General features: G+C 65.2%; 17 protein-coding genes. 6 read left to right on the top strand and 11 right to left on the bottom strand.

What is annotated here, in order from left to right; genetic code table 11:
* Positions 1 to 7 precede the first annotated feature (7 nt).
* From mutY to exeA, 3 genes are all read right to left on the bottom strand, one after another.
* Positions 8 to 1,069, bottom strand: a complete 1,062-nt coding sequence (mutY, locus tag R2E40_RS19825) for an A/G-specific adenine glycosylase (protein ID WP_318164208.1) — start codon at positions 1,067 to 1,069, stop codon at positions 8 to 10.
* Between the two features lie 197 nt (positions 1,070 to 1,266).
* Positions 1,267 to 1,947 (bottom strand): GspB family T2SS assembly factor variant ExeB, encoded by a 681-nt coding sequence (gene exeB, locus R2E40_RS19820; protein WP_318164207.1) that lies wholly within the window; start codon positions 1,945 to 1,947, stop codon positions 1,267 to 1,269.
* Positions 1,947 to 3,593 carry a type II secretion system protein ExeA gene (gene exeA, locus R2E40_RS19815; protein WP_318164206.1) on the bottom strand — a complete coding sequence of 549 codons (1,647 nt, stop codon included), beginning with the start codon at positions 3,591 to 3,593 and terminating at the stop codon, positions 1,947 to 1,949. The genes exeB and exeA overlap by 1 nt, the downstream gene beginning before the upstream one ends.
* A 263-nt stretch (positions 3,594 to 3,856) precedes the next feature.
* On the opposite strand from exeA, the gene R2E40_RS19810 reads away from it, so the two are divergent.
* A complete protein-coding gene (locus tag R2E40_RS19810; RefSeq protein WP_252376393.1) occupies positions 3,857 to 5,095 on the top strand; it encodes a multifunctional CCA addition/repair protein in 1,239 nt (412 codons plus the stop codon).
* 82 nt (positions 5,096 to 5,177) lie between these two features.
* Here the strand turns inward: R2E40_RS19810 and R2E40_RS19805 are convergent, their stop codons facing one another.
* From R2E40_RS19805 to R2E40_RS19790, 4 genes are all read right to left on the bottom strand, one after another.
* Positions 5,178 to 6,056 carry a hypothetical protein gene (locus tag R2E40_RS19805; protein WP_252377637.1) on the bottom strand — a complete coding sequence of 293 codons (879 nt, stop codon included), beginning with the start codon at positions 6,054 to 6,056 and terminating at the stop codon, positions 5,178 to 5,180.
* A 76-nt stretch (positions 6,057 to 6,132) separates the two neighbouring features.
* Entirely contained in the window at positions 6,133 to 7,047 is a 915-nt protein-coding gene (locus R2E40_RS19800; protein ID WP_029304761.1) for a hypothetical protein, read from the bottom strand.
* 96 nt (positions 7,048 to 7,143) lie between these two features.
* A complete protein-coding gene (locus tag R2E40_RS19795; RefSeq protein WP_011707492.1) occupies positions 7,144 to 7,833 on the bottom strand; it encodes an LrgB family protein in 690 nt (229 codons plus the stop codon).
* Positions 7,826 to 8,227: a CidA/LrgA family protein gene (locus R2E40_RS19790; RefSeq protein WP_318164205.1), complete on the bottom strand. Its 402-nt coding sequence runs from the start codon at positions 8,225 to 8,227 to the stop codon at positions 7,826 to 7,828. Before R2E40_RS19790 ends, R2E40_RS19795 begins: the two co-directional genes overlap by 8 nt.
* Before the next feature lie 127 nt (positions 8,228 to 8,354).
* Here R2E40_RS19790 and R2E40_RS19785 point away from each other — a divergent pair, with 127 nt between their 5' ends.
* Positions 8,355 to 9,230 carry a LysR family transcriptional regulator gene (locus R2E40_RS19785; protein ID WP_318164204.1) on the top strand — a complete coding sequence of 292 codons (876 nt, stop codon included), beginning with the start codon at positions 8,355 to 8,357 and terminating at the stop codon, positions 9,228 to 9,230.
* 6 nt (positions 9,231 to 9,236) lie between these two features.
* On the opposite strand, the gene R2E40_RS19780 is transcribed toward R2E40_RS19785, so the two are convergent.
* Together R2E40_RS19780 and R2E40_RS19775 are read right to left on the bottom strand one after the other, a co-directional pair.
* Positions 9,237 to 10,115: a hypothetical protein gene (locus tag R2E40_RS19780; protein ID WP_318164203.1), complete on the bottom strand. Its 879-nt coding sequence runs from the start codon at positions 10,113 to 10,115 to the stop codon at positions 9,237 to 9,239.
* A gap of 54 nt (positions 10,116 to 10,169) precedes the next feature.
* Entirely contained in the window at positions 10,170 to 11,606 is a 1,437-nt protein-coding gene (locus tag R2E40_RS19775; RefSeq protein WP_318164202.1) for a PLP-dependent aminotransferase family protein, read from the bottom strand.
* 128 nt (positions 11,607 to 11,734) lie between these two features.
* Here R2E40_RS19775 and R2E40_RS19770 point away from each other — a divergent pair, with 128 nt between their 5' ends.
* The 4 genes from R2E40_RS19770 (at position 11,735) to R2E40_RS19755 (ending at position 14,845) form a co-directional block, all read left to right on the top strand.
* The gene (locus R2E40_RS19770) at positions 11,735 to 12,202 is read left to right on the top strand and encodes an OsmC family protein (protein ID WP_318164201.1); all 468 of its coding nucleotides are present in this window, start codon (positions 11,735 to 11,737) and stop codon (positions 12,200 to 12,202) included.
* Positions 12,203 to 12,219: 17 nt separating this feature from the next.
* Positions 12,220 to 12,657, top strand: a complete 438-nt coding sequence (locus R2E40_RS19765) for a rhodanese-like domain-containing protein (RefSeq protein ID WP_318164200.1) — start codon at positions 12,220 to 12,222, stop codon at positions 12,655 to 12,657.
* Positions 12,647 to 13,369: a GNAT family protein gene (locus R2E40_RS19760; RefSeq protein WP_318164199.1), complete on the top strand. Its 723-nt coding sequence runs from the start codon at positions 12,647 to 12,649 to the stop codon at positions 13,367 to 13,369. Before R2E40_RS19765 ends, R2E40_RS19760 begins: the two co-directional genes overlap by 11 nt.
* A gap of 213 nt (positions 13,370 to 13,582) precedes the next feature.
* Positions 13,583 to 14,845, top strand: a complete 1,263-nt coding sequence (locus R2E40_RS19755) for a DUF1479 domain-containing protein (RefSeq protein ID WP_318164198.1) — start codon at positions 13,583 to 13,585, stop codon at positions 14,843 to 14,845.
* A 48-nt stretch (positions 14,846 to 14,893) separates the two neighbouring features.
* Here the strand turns inward: R2E40_RS19755 and ybaK are convergent, their stop codons facing one another.
* Both ybaK and R2E40_RS19745 read right to left on the bottom strand, forming a co-directional pair.
* Positions 14,894 to 15,355 (bottom strand): Cys-tRNA(Pro) deacylase, encoded by a 462-nt coding sequence (ybaK, locus tag R2E40_RS19750; protein ID WP_318164197.1) that lies wholly within the window; start codon positions 15,353 to 15,355, stop codon positions 14,894 to 14,896.
* A gap of 147 nt (positions 15,356 to 15,502) precedes the next feature.
* Complete coding sequence (locus R2E40_RS19745; RefSeq protein ID WP_043162891.1) at positions 15,503 to 16,768, bottom strand: inorganic phosphate transporter; 1,266 nt, start codon at positions 16,766 to 16,768, stop codon at positions 15,503 to 15,505.
* Positions 16,769 to 16,785: the final 17 nt, after the last annotated feature.

The following is a 16,785-nucleotide window of genomic DNA, read 5'->3' as shown; positions in this document are numbered from 1 at the left end:
TTGACCTCTATGGTTGTAAGTCCGGATAGGCGAGCAGACGGGCCGTGGCGGCCGCCAGACCCACCTCTGCAGGATGGCGTAAGTTATACCAGAGTCGGTTATCCGCTTCCATGAGCAGGGGGGCCGGCGGCGTGTCGGTTTCGATCAGCATGGGCCGGATATCGAGGTGAAAGTGGCTGAAAGTATGGCGAAAACCGGCCAGTTCACGGGGTTCGCTGCCGGTCAGGCCGAGCCGCTGCAACAGCCCCGCCACCTCGGCGTCCGACTCCACCTGGGGGAAGCAGTAGAGCCCGCCCCAGATCCCTTGCGGTGGCCGCTTCTCCAGCAGCAGCTGATCGCCGTGGCGGATGAGCAGCATGATGCCGGTGCGGGCCGGGATGCTCTTCTTGGGCTTGCTGTTGGGGTAGGCGGTGGGGTTGCCCTGCGACAGCCCCTGGCAATCCTCCCGCACCGGGCAGCGCTCGCAAGCGGGCTTGCTGCGGGTGCAGACGGTGGCCCCCATGTCCATCATGGCCTGGTTGTAGTGGGCCACCCCGAGCTTGGGGGTGAGGCGGGTGGCCAGCTCCCACAGATCGTTCTCCACCTGCTTCTGGCCGGGCCAGCCGGGCAGGGCCAGCCAGCGGGTGAGTACCCGCTTCACGTTGCCATCCAGAATGGCGTGGGGCTGGCCAAGGGAGAGGGAGAGCACGGCGCCCGCGGTGGAGCGGCCGATCCCCGGCAGCGCCATCACCTCCTCCAGCCGCTCCGGGAAGAGGCCGCCATGGAGGTCGCGGATCTGCTGGGCCGCCTTGTGCAGGTTGCGGGCGCGGGCGTAATAGCCGAGCCCGGTCCAGTGGTGCAGCACCTCGTCGATGGGGGCATCGGCCAGTGCCAGCACGTCGGGAAAGCGTGCCATAAAGCGCTGATAGTAGGGAATGACCGTAGCGACCTGGGTCTGCTGCAGCATGATTTCCGAGACCCAGACCCGGTAGGGGGTCTTCTCCTGTTGCCAGGGCAGGGTCTTGCGGCCGTGGAGCTGATACCAGTCCAGGATCCTGGTGGCGAAGGTCACGTTATCTGAGTTGTTCACATTATGCTCATATTATTGATTTAAAACTAAATTGACTAACGTGTAGCGGTCTTGGCGCTGATACCAGTGCAACGCCCGGTTGGTGAAGGTGGTGTTGTTCGGATGGCTCACGTTGTTCTCATGTTATTGATTAAAAAGGGGAGCTCTCAGGCTCCCTCTTGAAATGGTGGCCAGCCTCGGGCTGGCAGAGGCGCGCTTCAGCCGCGCCAGTCCTGCAGCGCCTTGAGGCTGACGTTCTGGCCGCCCACCTGCAGGATGATGTAATCCTGGGCGATGGCGAGCAGGGTGACACCGGGGGCGATCTCGCTGCCTTCCCGGTAGGTGCGCCCGTTCAGGGTCACGGCCCGGTTGGCCGGGTTGGAGGAGAAGACGTGGGCGCCGTAGGCCAGCGGTGGCACCTGCTGGCGGAGCGCCTGCGGCAGGGCGCTGAGTGGCGTGGCCTGCAGTTCGGCCGGCACCTGTGGTGGCGCGCTCTGCTGCAACGGGGTGTTGTTGAGGGCATTGAGGATGCGCTCGGCCAGCCCCTGGCTGCTGTCGGCGGGTGCCGGTGCGGCTTGGGCATCGGTTTTTGGGATGACCACGGGTTCGGGCGGCGGCGGTGGCAGCGGACGGGTGATCATCGGCCTGGGCTCGACTCGCACGAAGGGCGGCGTCACCACCTCCTTCACCTCCACCGTCTTCTCGATGGGGCGGTTGTTGAGCAGGTGCCAGCCGTAGTTGGCGGCAGCCCCCATCACCAGCGCCAGCGGGGCCAGCAACCACCAGATCCAGCGCCTGGGTTGTTCCTCTTCCTGGCTGACCGGCAGCCCCATCGCCGGGATGTGCGGGGTGAACTGGGGCTGGTCGGCCCGCCGCAGCGCCTTGAGCAGGGTGGACATCAGGAAGCCTCCTCCGACAGTGTGTTCATGGCATCGTCATCCTCTGCCGAGTCCAGCCTGGCCGGCTTGCTGGCCCGCTGGGCAGGGTCTTCCAGCTTCGGCATGGGTTCGCCAGCCATCACGTTGAGGCGCAGCAGGGTGTTGCTGCCGGCGATGCCGTCCGGGTTCAGCCCCTGGGCGCGCTGGAACTGCTGCAGCTTGGTCTTGAGCTCGGCATCGAAGCGGCGGACCTTGCGATCCGGCTGCTGCAGGGCCCGGCTGAGGGCGTTGTCGAGCCACTGCACCTGGCTGGGGCCGGCGTTGTTGCCGATCAGGGTGACGCCACCCTTGGGCATGCGCCACAGCAGGGTGTAGCTGCCGCCCCAGTAATCGCTCAGCCACTGCCTGTCCACCTGCCAGCTCTGGTTGCCGATGAGCAGGTTGGCCTGGTCGGGTCCGAGGTTGACCAGGGTGGCGTAATAGGTGCCGCCGGTCTCGTCGGTCAGGCTGACGAGGGCGGGATACTGCAGTGCCTGCAGATCGGCCAGGGAGGCTTCGCCCTCCTGGCAGCGCAGGCCGGCGCGCGGCGCGTTGTCGCAGGTTGCCTCTTCCAGCTCGGTCTGATAGCCCCACACCTTGTAGAGATTCTGCATGGCGCTGTCCGGTTCCAGCGCCTGATTGATGGCGCGGGTCAGCTGTTCCTGCTGCTCCGGGGTGTCGTCCACCTTGACCGGCACCTCCACCGTGACCACCGGGCGGGTAGGGAAGAAGCCGAAGAACTGCCAGCCCCACCAGCCGGTGGCCACCAGCAAGGCGCCGACCAGCGCCACCATCAAACCGGACTGCCAGGTCCCCTCGTCACGGATGCCGCTCACCTCGAAGGCCGCCAGGCTGATGTCGCCGTGGACTATCTTGTGGCTGCCGCGGGCGAAGGCGGCGATCAGGGCGCGATCGCAGATGAGGTTGATGAGGCGCGGGATGCCGCCGGAGAGGCGGTGCAGGGTCTGGATAGCTTTGGGGGTGAAGATGGGCTGCACGCAGCCGGCCACCTGCAGACGGAAGCGGACATAGGCGTCTACGTCCTGGCAGGAGAGCGGCAGCAGGTGGTAGCGGGCGGTGATACGCTGGGCCAGCTGGCGCAGCAGGGGCTGGCGCAGCATCTGCTGCAGCTCGGGCTGGCCGATGAGCACCACCTGCAGCAGCTTCTTCTCGTCGGTCTCCAGGTTGGTGAGCAGGCGCAGCTGTTCCAGCACGCCGGGCAGCAGGTGCTGGGCTTCGTCCACCAGCACCACGCTGCGCTTGCCTGCCGCCAGGTTGGCCAGCAGGTGATCGCGAATGAGGTCGAACAGCTGCTTGAGGCCGGCATCCTGGCCATAGGCCAGCTGGAACTCGTCGCAGATGGCCGCCAGCAGATCTCGTTCGGTCAGGGATGGATTGAGGATGTAGGCAATCTCGGTCTCGGCCGGCAACTGCTGCAACAGGCAGCGGGAGACGGTGGTCTTGCCGGTGCCCACTTCCCCGGTCAGCAGCACGAAGCCGCCCCCATCCTGCAATCCGTAGTTGAGGTGGGCGAGGGCTTCCCCGTGGCGTTCACTCATGTAGAGGTATTTGGGATTGGGCGAGATGGAGAAGGGGTGCTCCGACAGACCGAAGAACTGTGTGTACATAAGGATCCATTCCGTTGTTATGGGCGGCAGGTTAAAGCCTCCCCAAAGGGATGTCAAAGACCCGGATGCTATTAAGGGGGGGGGGGCAGCGCGCACCCTGATTTGCCGGCGGGAGAAAGGGCGCTGCCGGGTTGGCTGGCGAGGGGCGTTTTGCCTCTCATGGGGCCGTCATGGCCTCGTCCCGCCGACGGGGGATGGGGCAGCCATAGTCTCCACCGGCCAAACCGGTATAATCGGGACAGGTTTATCAAGGGAGACACAGCTTGCAGACTTATCTGGTTGGGGGCGCGGTGCGAGATCGCCTGCTGGGATTGCCGCAGGGCGACAGGGATCACCTGGTGGTCGGGGCGACCGTGGAACAGATGCTGGCGCTGGGCTTTACCCAGGTGGGCCGCGATTTTCCCGTGTTCCTGCACCCCAAGACCCAGCAGGAGTACGCGCTGGCCCGCACCGAGCGCAAGCAGGGTCGCGGTTATACCGGCTTCGTCTGCCACGCCTCGCCGGAGGTGACGCTGGAGCAGGATCTGCTGCGCCGGGATCTCACCGTCAACGCCATCGCCGAGGATGAGGCAGGGCAACTGCACGATCCCTATGGCGGCATCGAGGATCTGAAGCAACGGCTGCTGCGCCACGTCTCCCCCGCCTTTGCCGAAGATCCGCTGCGCATTTTGCGGGTGGCCCGCTTCGCCGCCCGTTTCCACGCCCAGGGCTTCGTGGTGGCCCCTGAGACGCTGGCGCTGATGCGCGAGATGACCGAGGCCGGTGAGCTGGCCCACCTGACCCCGGAGCGGGTCTGGAAGGAGCTGGAGAAGGTGCTGCTGGGGCCGACCCCGCAGGTGTTTTTCGAGGTGCTGCGCGAGTGCGGCGCCCTGGCGGCGCTGTTTCCCGAGCTGGATGCCCTGTTCGGGGTGCCTGCTCCCGCCAAATGGCACCCGGAGATCGATACCGGCATCCACACCATGATGGTGCTGGCACAGGCCTGCCGCCTCTCCCCCGAGCTGGCGGTGCGCTTCGCGGCGCTGTGCCACGACTTTGGCAAGGGGCTGACCCCGCCGGAGTTCTGGCCGAGTCACCACGGCCACGGCCAGAAGGGCTTGCCGCTCATCCGCGATTTCTGCGAGCGGTTCCGGGTACCGAACGAGTGCCGCGATCTGGCGCTGCTGGTGAGCGATCTGCACACCCATATCCATATCGCCTTCGAGCTCAAGCCGGCGACCCTGCTCAAGGTGTTCGACAAGGCCGATGCCTGGCGCAGGCCGGATCGCTTCGCCCAGCTGCTGGACGCCTGCCGCGCCGACTTTCACGGCCGCACCGGCTTCGAGGAGCGGGTCTATGCCGAGCCCGACTATGTGGCGCAAGCGCTGGCGGCGGCCCAGGCCGTGCCGGTGAAGGAGATAGTGGCGGCCGGGTTCAAGGGGGAGGCTATTCGCGAGCAGCTGGCCAAGCGGCGGCTCGACGCCATCAGCCGGGTGCGCGACGAGTGGACCTTCCTCGAAGATTGACGAGGCAGGAGGCGAGGCATGGACAAAAAAGCCCGGGTCACTGACCCGGGCTTTTTCATTGCTGCGTCTGCACGGCGAGCGGCTATTCACCTGGGCCGAAGCGCCCCTGCACAGGATCGTAGAAGTAGGCCTGATAGTTGAAGTCGATCCCCTTGATGTAGGGATTCTCCAGCCGGAACAGCCGACGGGTATGGAGGTGGGCGAAGCTCAGGGAGGGTTTGAAGGTCTTCAACCAGAGCGCCTGCAGGGAGCCATCGCGCCAGGCGGCCTTGAGCCCCTGTTGCACCCGGGTGATGGCCTGTTGGTTGCTGTTGTGGGTGAAGAAGACCCTGGGCAGCGGATAGTAGAGCGCCACGTTCTCATCCATCACCAGCCCGGGAACATCACTGTGGTTCAGCTTCTCCTGGGGCAACTCGTTGATCCCGCGGCAGAAGAGTGCGAAACGGCCGCGCGCCACCATCTTGAACAACTGCTCGTAGCCCTCCACCTCCTGCACCTTGAAACCGGCCCGCTGCAGGATCTGCACGTCGAGCCAGCCCTTGCCCTGACCGATGTCGAAGCGCTTGAGCCCCTCCAGGCTGGTCACTCCGGCGACGGCGCTCTGCTGCTCTGGGCTGACGAAGCAGATGCGGTAGCTGACGATGCCGAGGTGGATGGGAAAGCGCACGTAGTCGATGCCGCTCATGTCCCGATCGGAGCGGTAGCTGTCCATGGCGAACAGGTTGGGGTAGTCATTGAAGCGCAGGCTGACCCACATCCGGGCCAGGGTCATGGGGGGCGCGGCCTGCATCCGGTAGTCGCCGTGGCTGGCGCGGGTCTTCTCCAGTGCCAGGCGCAGCAGCTCGCGATCATAGGTGCTTCTGGGATCGTGCTCGCTCTCCGGACTCATGTAGGTGAACAGGGTCGGGCTGGCCAGCACGGGCAGGGCCAGCAGCAGGGCGAGCAGCGGGGTCCAGTGCATCATGAGCTCCTGTGAAAGGCTGAGACTCCTCTGAGTGTAGTGGCTCTCCCCGGCGGTGAGCGGGGAGCCGCCGGAGTCACTGCTTGCCGCTGGCCGGCTCGCCGGGCCCGAAGCGCTGGGTGAGGGGATCGTAAAGATAGGGCTGGTAATCGAAGTCGAGCCCCTGCAGCAAGGGGTTGTCCAGCCTGAACAGCAGCCGCTGGTCCAGCCTGGCGAAATCCAGCGCTGGCTTGAAGGTCTTGAGCCAGAGCGCCTGCAGGGAGCCGTCCTGCCAGGCCAGCTGCAGACCGGCCCGGACCCGGCGCAGGGCGTGCTGATTGTCCTTGTGGCTGTAGAAGAGGTGGATGAAGGGGTAGTAGAGCGCCAGATGCTGGTCGACCGTCAATTGCCCCAGATCCCGGTGCGTATCCAGTTCGGTCAGCAGCTCGTTGGCCCCCCGACAGAACAGATCCACCCGGCCGCGCACCACCAGCTTGAACAGCCGCTCGTAACCCTCCACCTCCTGCACCTTGAAGCCGGCACTGCGCAGTATGTCGGCATCCTGCCAGCCGCGGCCCTGGCCATGGCTGAACTGCTGCAGCTCGTGCAGGGTACGGACTTGGGCCACGGCTTGCTGCTGTTTGGGGCTGACGAAGCAGATGCGATAGCCGAGTATGCCGAGATCCACCGGAAAGCGGACGTAGTCGAGGTCGTGGCTGCCCTCCGGGCGCGGGAAGCTGTCGATGGCCAGCAGGTTGGGGTAGAGGTTGTACTGCAGCACCTGACGCAGCCGGGTTCGGCTCATGGGCGGGGCCGGACGCAACTCGTAGTCGCCGAAGCTGTCGCGGGTCTTCTCCAGCGCCAGTTGCAGCAGCTGCTGGCCGTAGAGGGTGCGCAGATCCCGCTCACTCTCCGGGCTGACGTGGGTCACTATGTCCAGGGCCGGCAGAAGGGGGGAGAAGAACAGGCTGCCGGCCAGCAGCCCGAGGATCATCACTCTGTGGTTCATCATACCGCTCACTGCTGTCACATTGAGTTGAGTGTAGCGGCTGTGGCGCCAAGGCTGGGGGCCTGGGCCCGGGAAACCCGGCTTTTACCGACGTGCAGGTTACCAGAACAGCTGGCCGAGCAAGGGGGCCAGCAGCACGGTCACCATGCCGGCGATCATCATCACCATGCTGGAGACCACCCCCTCCTCGTTGCCCATCTGATAGGCCTTGGCGGTGCCGGCGCCGTGGGCCGAGGCCCCAAACCCTGCCCCCTTGCCAAGGCGGCTGCGAATGGCCAGCAGGGTGAGCACGCTCTCGCCGACCGCCATGCCGATGACGCCGGTCAGCACCACGAACAGGGCGGTGAGATCGGTCTGGCCGCCGATGGCGCGGGTCGCCTCCACCGCAAACGGGGTGGTAATGGAGCGCATCGCCAGACTGCGCTGCAGCATGTCGGAGAGATCGAGCCAGCGGGCCAGCAGCACGGTACTGCCCACCGCCATCACCACCGAGGCGACCACCCCCACCGACAATGACAGCCAGTGGCGGCGAATGAGCTGGCGGTTCTCGTAGACCGGTACCGCGAAGGCGACGGTGGCCGGCCCCAGCAGCCACAGCAGCCAGTGGGATTCGGCCATATAGTCCTGATAGGGGATGTGGAACAGCATCACTACCGCCACCAGCAGGGTGGGGGCCAGCAGCAGCGGCATCAAGGGCAGGATGCGTTTCTTGCCGTAGAGCCACTTGCTGGCGTAGTAGAACAGCAGGGTGAGCGCGAAGCAGAGCAGGCCAAGCAGGGTATCAGACATGACGACGACTCCGGCGGGCCAGTTTCAACTCGAGGCGATAGACCCGGTCCACCACCAGCGCCGTGGTGCCGAGCACCAGTATGGTACTGAGCAGCAGCACCACCATGATGCGCCACCCCTCCTGCAGCAGCAGATCCTGATAGTTGACCACCGCCACCACCGCCGGCACGAAGAACAGCAGCATCTCGGCCAGCAACCAGCGGGCGCCGGCGCTGAACCAGTGGGTCTTGACCACGCCGAGCAGGATCAAGGCCAGCAGGGCCAGCATGCCGGTGAGGTTGGCAGGCAGTGGCAGGTGGAAGGTACGTACCGCCGCATCGGCCAGCAGCCAGATGGCGGCCAGCAGGGCGATTTGGAAGGGGGTCTGGAACCAGCGAATGCAGAGGGCTTTCATGATCTAGGTCTTTCTGTGAACTTGCTCACAGTATAGAGAGAGGCCAAACCTGCAAAAAATGAATTTAAATTATCAAAATCATGCCAAAGAGGCATGATCAGGTTTTGCCGTCCGCCAGGAGAGAGCCATGGACATCCGTGCCCTGCGTTACTTTGTCGAACTGGTGCGGGAACAGAGCTTCACCCGCGCCTCCGAGAAACTGTTCGTCACCCAGCCCACCATCAGCAAGATGATCCGCAACATGGAGGAGGAGCTGGGTCAGCCATTGCTGAGCCGCGCGGGGCGCCGCTTCACCCTGACCGACAGCGGTCGGGTGCTGTTCAACCGGGCCCAGACCATTCTGGCCGAGATGCAACAGCTGGAGGCGGAGCTCGCCGATCTGCAGAGCCTGCAATTCGGCCGGCTGGCGCTCGGCATTCCGCCCATGGTGGGCCACGTCTATGCGGATCTGATCCGCGCCTACCGCAGCCGTTATCCCAAGGTTGAGCTCTCCATCGTCGAGTACGGCGGCCGGCGCATCGAGCAGGCGGTGCTGGAAGGGGAACTGGATCTCGCCATCACCATGCTGCCGACCAAAGAGGGTGGCGCCCTCAGTGCGCTGGAGCTGGACCAGTACCCGATCCAGGTGGTGTTGCCCGACCTGCCGCGCTGGCGGGATTGCCCTGAAATCCGGCTGGAGGCGCTCTGCGACGAGCCCTTCTTGCTCTACACCCAGGCCTTCACCCTGAGCGAGCGGCTGGAGCAGGCGTGCCGAGCGGCCGGCTTCGAGCCCCAGGTGGCGGCGCGCAGCAGCCAGTGGGACTTTCTCACCGCCATGGTGCGCAGCGGCATGGGGGTCGCCTTTCTGCCCGAGCCCATCTGCCGGCGGCTGGCGCCGGATGGGCTGGTACTGCGACCGCTGGTGCCCGAGCTGAGCTGGCGGCTCGGGGTGATCTGGCCGAGCGAGCGCTATCTTTCCCGCACCGCCGAGGCCTGGCTGGCGCTCTGCCGCGAGCAGGGCTGAACCGCATCAGGGTTCGCCGAAGCGATCGGTCATGGGATTATAGAAGTAGGGACGGTAGTCGAAGTTGATCCCCTCGAGGAAGGGATTCTCCAGCCGCAGCATGCGCCGTTGCTTGAGCCCGGCAAAGGCGATGGCGGGACCGAAGCTGTGGCGCCACAAGGCCTGCAGCGAACCATCCTGCCAGGCCTGTCGCAGGCCTGTCTCCACCCGTTTCAGGGCCTCGCTGTTTGCCATATTGGTATAGAAAACTCTGGGCAGTGGATAGTAGAGCAGCAGGTAGTTATCCATTTGCAGACCCTCTATGTCCTTGTGGGTCAGCAGCTCGCTGTGCAGTTCGCTCGCACCCCGGCACAGGAGATCGAACCGGCCGCGCGCCACCATCTTGAACAGCATCTCGTAGCCATCCACCTCCACCACCTTGAGGCCGGCGTGGCGCAGTATCTCCACATCCAGCCAGCCCTTGCCCTGACCGAACGTGAAACGGCGCAATGCCGCCAGATCATGCACCTTCGCCATGGCGGCCTGCTGGCGGGGACTGACGAAGCAGATGCGGTAGCTGACAATGCCGAGATGAATGGGAAAGCGGGCATAGGCCAACCCTCTTCCATCACGCGTGCTGCTGTAGCTGTCCATGGCGAACAGGTTGGTGAAGCTGTTGAGCTGCAGGCTGAGCCGTACCCGTGCCTTGGTCATGGGGGGGGCGGGGAGCAGCTCATAGTCGCCAAAGGTATCGCGGGTCTTGTCGAGAGCGAGGCGGAGCAGTTCCCTGTCGTAGGTCATGCGCGGATCATGTTCGCTCTCCGGGCTGATATAGGTAAAGCGGGTTGCCGCCATCGACGTGGAGGAGAGGAAGAGGGAGAGAAGCAGGAACAGGAGTCTATACATCCAGGCTAGGCTCTACGATTTTGTTTCATCCATTATAGTTCGGCCCCCAGCCGTTCAGGCGTGCCGGTCGCTTGCCAGCAGGCTGCCCAGCTGGCGGCAGAGACGGCGCAGGGCCTGGTTGTCGAGGGAGGCAAAACCGAGCAGCCACCCTTCCTGCGTCGGCGGGCCCAGGTAGAACTGGCCGAGGGGGCGCAGCCCCAGCCCCTGTGCGTTGGCGGTCTCTGTCCAGCGCGCCTCGCCGCCGGAGGGCAGCAGCACGGCGCACTGCAGGCCGGCCCCGCTGTGGATGGGGGTGAGGGCGGGGCAGTGGCTGGCCAGCTCGGCCAGCAGCAGGTCGCGACGGCTCTGGTAGATCAGCCGGCTCTGGCGCAGGTGAGTGGCGAAGTGGCCGGCGCGGATGAAGTCGGCGGTGACCGCCTGCAGCAGCTGGTTGCTGTGGCCATCGACCGCGGCCCGGGCCCGACAGAAGGACTCCATCAGCGGCCTGGGCAGCACCAGGTAGGCGAGGCGCAGCGAGCCGAACAACACCTTGCTGAAGGTGCCCACATAGAGCACCCGTCCCTGACCATCCAGCCCCTGCAGGGCGGGGAGCGGCCGCTGATCGTACTGGTACTCGCCGTCGTAGTCGTCTTCCAGGATCCAGGCGCCGTGCCGCTCGGCCTCGGCCAGCAGCGCCATCCGCCGCGGCAGGCTCATGGGCACGCCGAGCGGATACTGGTGGGCCGGCGTGGTGTAGATGAGCCGCGGCGCCGGGTGTTCCCCCAGCGGGTTGAGCCCCTCTTCATCCACCGGCACCGGGTGCACCCGGGCGCCGGCACTCTCCATGGCGGTGCGGGCCCCGGGGTAGCCGGGATCCTCCACCCAGACGGTATCGCCGGCATCGATCAGCAGCTGGGTCGCCAGCAGTATCCCCTGCTGGGAGCTGGTGAGGATCAGGATCTGGTCCGGCTCGCACACCACGCCGCGCGACTGCACCAGATAGCTGCTGATGGCACCGCGCAGCGCCTCCAACCCCTGCGGCTCCCCGTAATTCATCCAGTCGCCGGCGTGCCGGCGCCACTGCTGCTGCATCAACCGGCCCCACAGGGCCTGGGGGAAGAGGCGGGGATCCGGCTGGCTGGAGGCAAAGGAGCGGCCCACCTCGGGCACGTCGTGACAGGCACCGCTGTCGGCCATCTCCTGACCTCGGCGTGACAGACCGGCCGCTGACTGGGGCGGGCGCGGAGTCGGGGAGACCGCAGCCAGCGCCACGAAGCTGCCGGCCCCCACCTTGCGCACCAGATAGCCCTCCGCCTCCAGCCGGCCGTAGGCCAGCTCCACCGTGCTGCGGGAGACCCCCAGATCGGCGGCCAGCATGCGGCTGGCGGGCAGCCGGCTGTGCTGGGGCAGGTGGCCGGCCAGCATGGCCGAGCGCAGGGTGCGGACCAGCTGTTCGTGCAGCGGCAGATCGCTGGCTTGCTGGGTGGCAAACAGGGTGGGCAGGGCAGGCATGGGGATCTCCCGGGCGCTAATTGGTCTGCTCATATTGGCAAAATTGGTCGGCGTGGCAAGGCCATTATGTCGCTACAGTGAGGCTCAAGGTTCGGGATTCACAACTATTGGCAATGAAAGGAGTCTGCATGTCGGAGTACGGCGCCATCATCAGCTGGCAGCGCGGGGCCAGCGAGCCCTTCGTCGATCAAGGTTACAGCCGGGCCCACTGGTGGGAGTTCGACGGCGGCGTCAGGGTGCCCGCCTCCTCGTCTCCCCACGTGGTGCCGCTGCCCTGGTCGGTGGCTGAAAACGTCGACCCGGAAGAGGCCTTCGTCGCGGCGATCTCCAGCTGCCACATGCTTACCTTCCTCTGGCTGGCGGCCAGGGCGGGCTACCTGGTGGAGAGCTACCGGGACGAGGCGGTGGGCATCATGGAAGCCAATGCCCGTGGTCGTCAGGCCATCACCCGGGTCACCCTGCAGCCGCTGGTGCAGTTCGGCGGTGAACGTCAGCCGGATCTGGCCGTGCTGGAGCAGTTGCACCACCAGGCACACGAGGAGTGTTTCATCGCCAACTCGGTCACCACCGACATCACCACCCGGATCCGGGTTTGAGTACAAGGAGCGTCACTATGAGTCATGTATTGAGCAGCGGGTTGGCCAGTGCCGAACAAGCCCGCCTCTTCTTCGAGGCCCAGCTGGCCTTGCGTACCGATCCGGCGGATCTGGCCGCCGATCTGCTGGCCGGTGAAGAGCGGATCGTCGTCATCGACACCCGCTCTGCCGGTCACTATGCCGAGGGACACATCCCCGGCGCCATCAGCTTTCCCCACGCCACCATGAACCCGGTGACCACGGCCGCGCTGGCGCGGGACAAGGTCTATGTCTGCTATTGCGACGGCATCGGCTGCAACGGCTCGACCCGGGGCGCCTGCAAGCTGGCGGCGCTCGGTTTTCAGGTCAAGGAGCTGATCGGCGGCCTGCACTGGTGGCGGCAGGATGGCTTTGCCGTCGCCACCGGTAGCGAAGCGGGCGTGCTGGAAACGGGAGGGATTGCCTGTGGCTGCTGACATCCATCTGAACGAGTTCGGCCAGCCGGTCGGTGCACCGCTGCCCGACTGGCGGGGCGCCGAGTTCCCGCCCCGTCGCCCCCTCAACGGCTGGGGTTGCCGGCTGGAGCCGCTGGATCCTGAGCGTCACGGCCCCGGCCTGTGGCAGGCTTTCAGTGCCGACAGCGGGGCCATGTGGACCTACCTGACCACAGGCCCTTACGCAACAGAGGCGGACATGCTGGTCTGGCTGCGAGAGTGCGCCGCCAAGAGTGATCCCCAGTTCTACACCATCTTCGACCAGGATGGCGAACAGCCGCTGGGGCTGGCTAGTTATCTGCGCATCGACCCCCTGGCCGGCAGCATCGAGGTGGGCTGGCTGCACTTTTCCCCCGCCTTGCAGCGTTCGCGGCTGGCGACGGCGGCCATGGCGCTGATGATGGCCAATGCTTTTGCCCTCGGCTATCGGCGTTACGAATGGAAGTGCAATGCCTTCAACCAGCCCTCCTGGCAGGCGGCGTTGCGCCTTGGTTTCCGCTACGAGGGGACCTTTCGCCAGAGTCGGGTGGACAAGGGGCGTACGCGCGATACCGCCTGGTTCTCGGTGATCGACAGTGAGTGGCCGGCGCTGCAGGCTTGCTTCGAGCGCTGGCTGGCGCCTGACAACTTCGATGCACAGGGGCACCAGCGCCTGCGCCTCTCGACCCTCACGGCCGCCTTGCACGGCGCTTGAATAAACCAGGGCGGCCATGGCCGCCCTGTTGTTTTTGCCGTCTTTTCTGCTCGCTGCTGATCTCCCTTCGCTTCTCTTTCTGCACCGCTTCTTCATTGCCCGAGCGCGGAGAGGATTGTATTAACATTTTTTTAATGTATTTTGTTTTTGAAATTACATAATGTTTCGAACGAAAGTTGGTTGCTGACTTTCGTCCATTATCCAGGAGGCAAGATGAGCGTCACCCATACCCAGTTGCCCGCCGATCACAAGGCGGCCATCCGTCAGATGAAACAAGCCCTGCGCGCACAACTCGGCGACGTGGAGGCGGTCTTTGCCGAGGTCAGCCGCCGCATCGAGGCGCGGGTGGCCGAGGTGGAAGCGTTGCGAGCCCGTGGTGAGCCGGTGTGGTCAGAAGTGAATTACCAGGCGCTGGCGGCGGGCCAGGTCGGCGAGGCCGAGCTTGCAGCCATACGGCGGCGCGGCTGCCTGGTGATCCGCGGGCACTTTGCACGGGAACGGGCGCTGGCCTGGGATCGCGACATGCTCGACTACCTGGATCTCAACCGTTTTGATGAGCTGTATCGCGGTCCCGGCGACAGTTTCTTCGGCTCCCTTGCCGCGTCGCGCCCCGAGATTTATCCCATCTACTGGTCACGGGCCCAGATGGAGGCGCGCCAGAGCGACGAGATGGCGACCGTGCAGTCGTTCCTTAACCGCCTGTGGCAGTTCGAGCGACCGGATGGGACACACTGGTTCGACCCGGACGTGAGCATCATCTATCCCGATCGCATTCGCCGCCGTCCGCCCGGTACCTGTTCTCGCGGGCTGGGTGCCCATACCGACTCGGGGGCCCTCGAGCGCTGGTTGCTGCCGGCCTACCAGCAGGTGTTCGCGCCGATTTTCCGGGGGGAGGTCGCTGCCTACGATCCCTGGGATGCGGCCCATCGCACCGAGGTCGAGGAGTACAGTGTGGAGAACACCACCAAGTGCTCGGTATTTCGTACCTTCCAGGGGTGGACGGCGCTCTCCGACATGTTGCCGGGACAGGGATTGTTGCACGTGGTGCCGATCCCCGAGGCGATGGCCTACGTGCTGCTGCGGCCGCTGCAGCCGGACGTGCCGGAGGATGAGTTGTGCGGTGTCGCGCCGGGCAAGGTGCTGCCGGTCTCCGAGACCTGGCATCCGCTGTTGCTGCGGGCGATGAGCTCGATCCCGGCGGTGACCGCAGGGGATTCGGTTTGGTGGCACTGCGACCTGATCCACGGCGTGGCGCCGGTGGAACAGCAGCAGGGATGGGGCAACGTCATGTATATTCCGGCGGCGCCCCGTTGCGAGAAGAACATGGCCTATGCGCGCCTGGTGCGGCAGGCGCTGGAGCAGGGAACTTCGCCTGGCGACTTCCCCCGCGAAGATTACGAGGCCGACTGGCAGGGGCGCTTCACCCTGGCCGATCTGAACGACCATGGCCGCCGCGCACTGGGCATGCTCCCGTAAACGAGAGTGGCCGGGCGGGCCTGCGCAGTAGCAGGCCCGCTCACGCCTCTATTCCCCGATGGGGGCGGCAATCCACTTCATCAGGCGTAGCATGTCAGCGGGCGCCACCCCCACCGAGAGGCCGCGCTTGCCACCGCTCACCAGGATCTCGTCAAACTGCATGGCCGAGTCGTCGAGCACGGTGGGCAAGAGCTTCTTCTGGGCCAGCGGGCTGATGCCACCGACCTTGTAGCCGGTCAACTTCTCGGCCTCCGCCGGCTTCATCATCTCCACCTTCTTGAGACCGGTGGCCTTGGCCAGCTGCTTGAGGCTGCACAGGCCGGACGAGGGGACGATGGCCACTACCGCCTGCTTGTTGTGATGGGCGATCAGGGTCTTGAAAACCTGGGCTTCCGGCAGGCCGAGCTGGGTCGCGGCATGCTTGCCGAAGTCGTCGTGGGCTTCGCACTCGTAGGGGTAGAGCTTGTGGGGGATCTTGAGCTTCTTCAGCAGGTTGATGGCTGGCGTCATGATGGGTGCCTTGAGTCGAAACAAGGCCAAACAGTCTGCGCCTGTGGGGCGGGTGATGCAAGTTGCTCGCGTCCTCTAGGGGTGGATGAGCGCGCCGAAATAAAAAAAGCCCGGGTCAATGACCCGGGCTTTTCAATGCAGTGCATCTCAGGAGAAGCAGATCTGCAGCACGTAGAAGATGGCGATGGCCAGGATGGCGCCAGCGGGCAGGGTGATGACCCAGGAGACCACGATGTTGCGCAGCACGCCCAGGTTCAGCGCCGCGATGCCGCGCGCCAGACCCACGCCCATGACCGCACCGACCAGGGTCTGGGTGGTGGAGATGGGCAGGCCGGTGCCGGAGGCGATTACCACGGTGGCGGCGGTGGCCAGCTGGGCGGCGAAACCGCGGCTCGGGGTCAGGTGGGTGATGCCGGTACCGACGGTGGCCATCACCTTCTCGCCCATGGTAGCCAGACCGATGACGATACCGATGCCGCCGAGCGGCAGGATCCACCAGGCGATGTGGGAGCTGCCGCCGATCTCGCCGCCGGCCGCCACGATGGAGGCGACTGCGGAGAGCGGGCCGATGGCGTTGGCCACGTCGTTGGAGCCGTGGGCAAAGGCCATGGCACAGGCGGTGATGATCATCAGGATGCCGAATACCTTCTCCACGTTGGCGAAGTGCATCTTGCTGTCATCCTGCGGGTTGTACTGCTGGCCGCGAATGTAGAGCCAGCCGGCAAACGCCACCGCGATGGAGATGGCGATGGAGAGCAGGATGCCCTCGCCGTCGGTCAGGTGCAGACCGACGTGGGTCAGCCCCTTCTTGATGGTCACCAGGCAGATCACCAGCGCGGTCAGGAACATGTAGAAGGGCACGTAGCGCTTGGCGTTGTTGAGGGGATCATCGGTGTTGAAGATGAGCTTCTGCACGCTGATGAACATGAAGTAGGCGATGACGCCCGAGATGGCAGGGGTGACTACCCAGGAGCCGACGATGCCGCCGAACTTGCTCCACTGCACCGCTTCCGGGCCAATGCTCACCACGGCGAAACCGACGATGGCGCCGATGATGGAGTGGGTGGTGGAGACGGGCCAGCCGAAGTAGGAGGCCAGGATCAACCAGGCGCCGGCAGCCAGCAGGGAGGCGATCATGCCGAGCACCAGTAGATCCGGCGTATCGGCAAAGGCGTTGCTGTCGATGATGCCGTTGCGGATGGTCGCGGTCACTTCGCCGCCGGCCAGATAGGCACCGGCAAACTCGAAGATCATGGCGATGATGATGGCCTGACGGATGGTCAGGGATTTGGTGCCGACCGACGTGCCCATGGCGTTGGCGACGTCATTCGCGCCGATACCCCAGGCCATCAAAAAGCCGAACAAGGCCGCCACGAGCACCAGAGTAGTGCCGTAATTCGCGATAATGTCCATTCAGTGTTTACCCAGTC

This window comes from Aeromonas sp. CD (assembly GCF_033349375.1).
GTDB classification, from domain to species: domain Bacteria; phylum Pseudomonadota; class Gammaproteobacteria; order Enterobacterales; family Aeromonadaceae; genus Aeromonas; species Aeromonas hydrophila.
The sequence above is the reverse complement of the archived record's forward strand: the minus strand, read 5'-3'. Positions and strand labels throughout refer to the sequence as shown.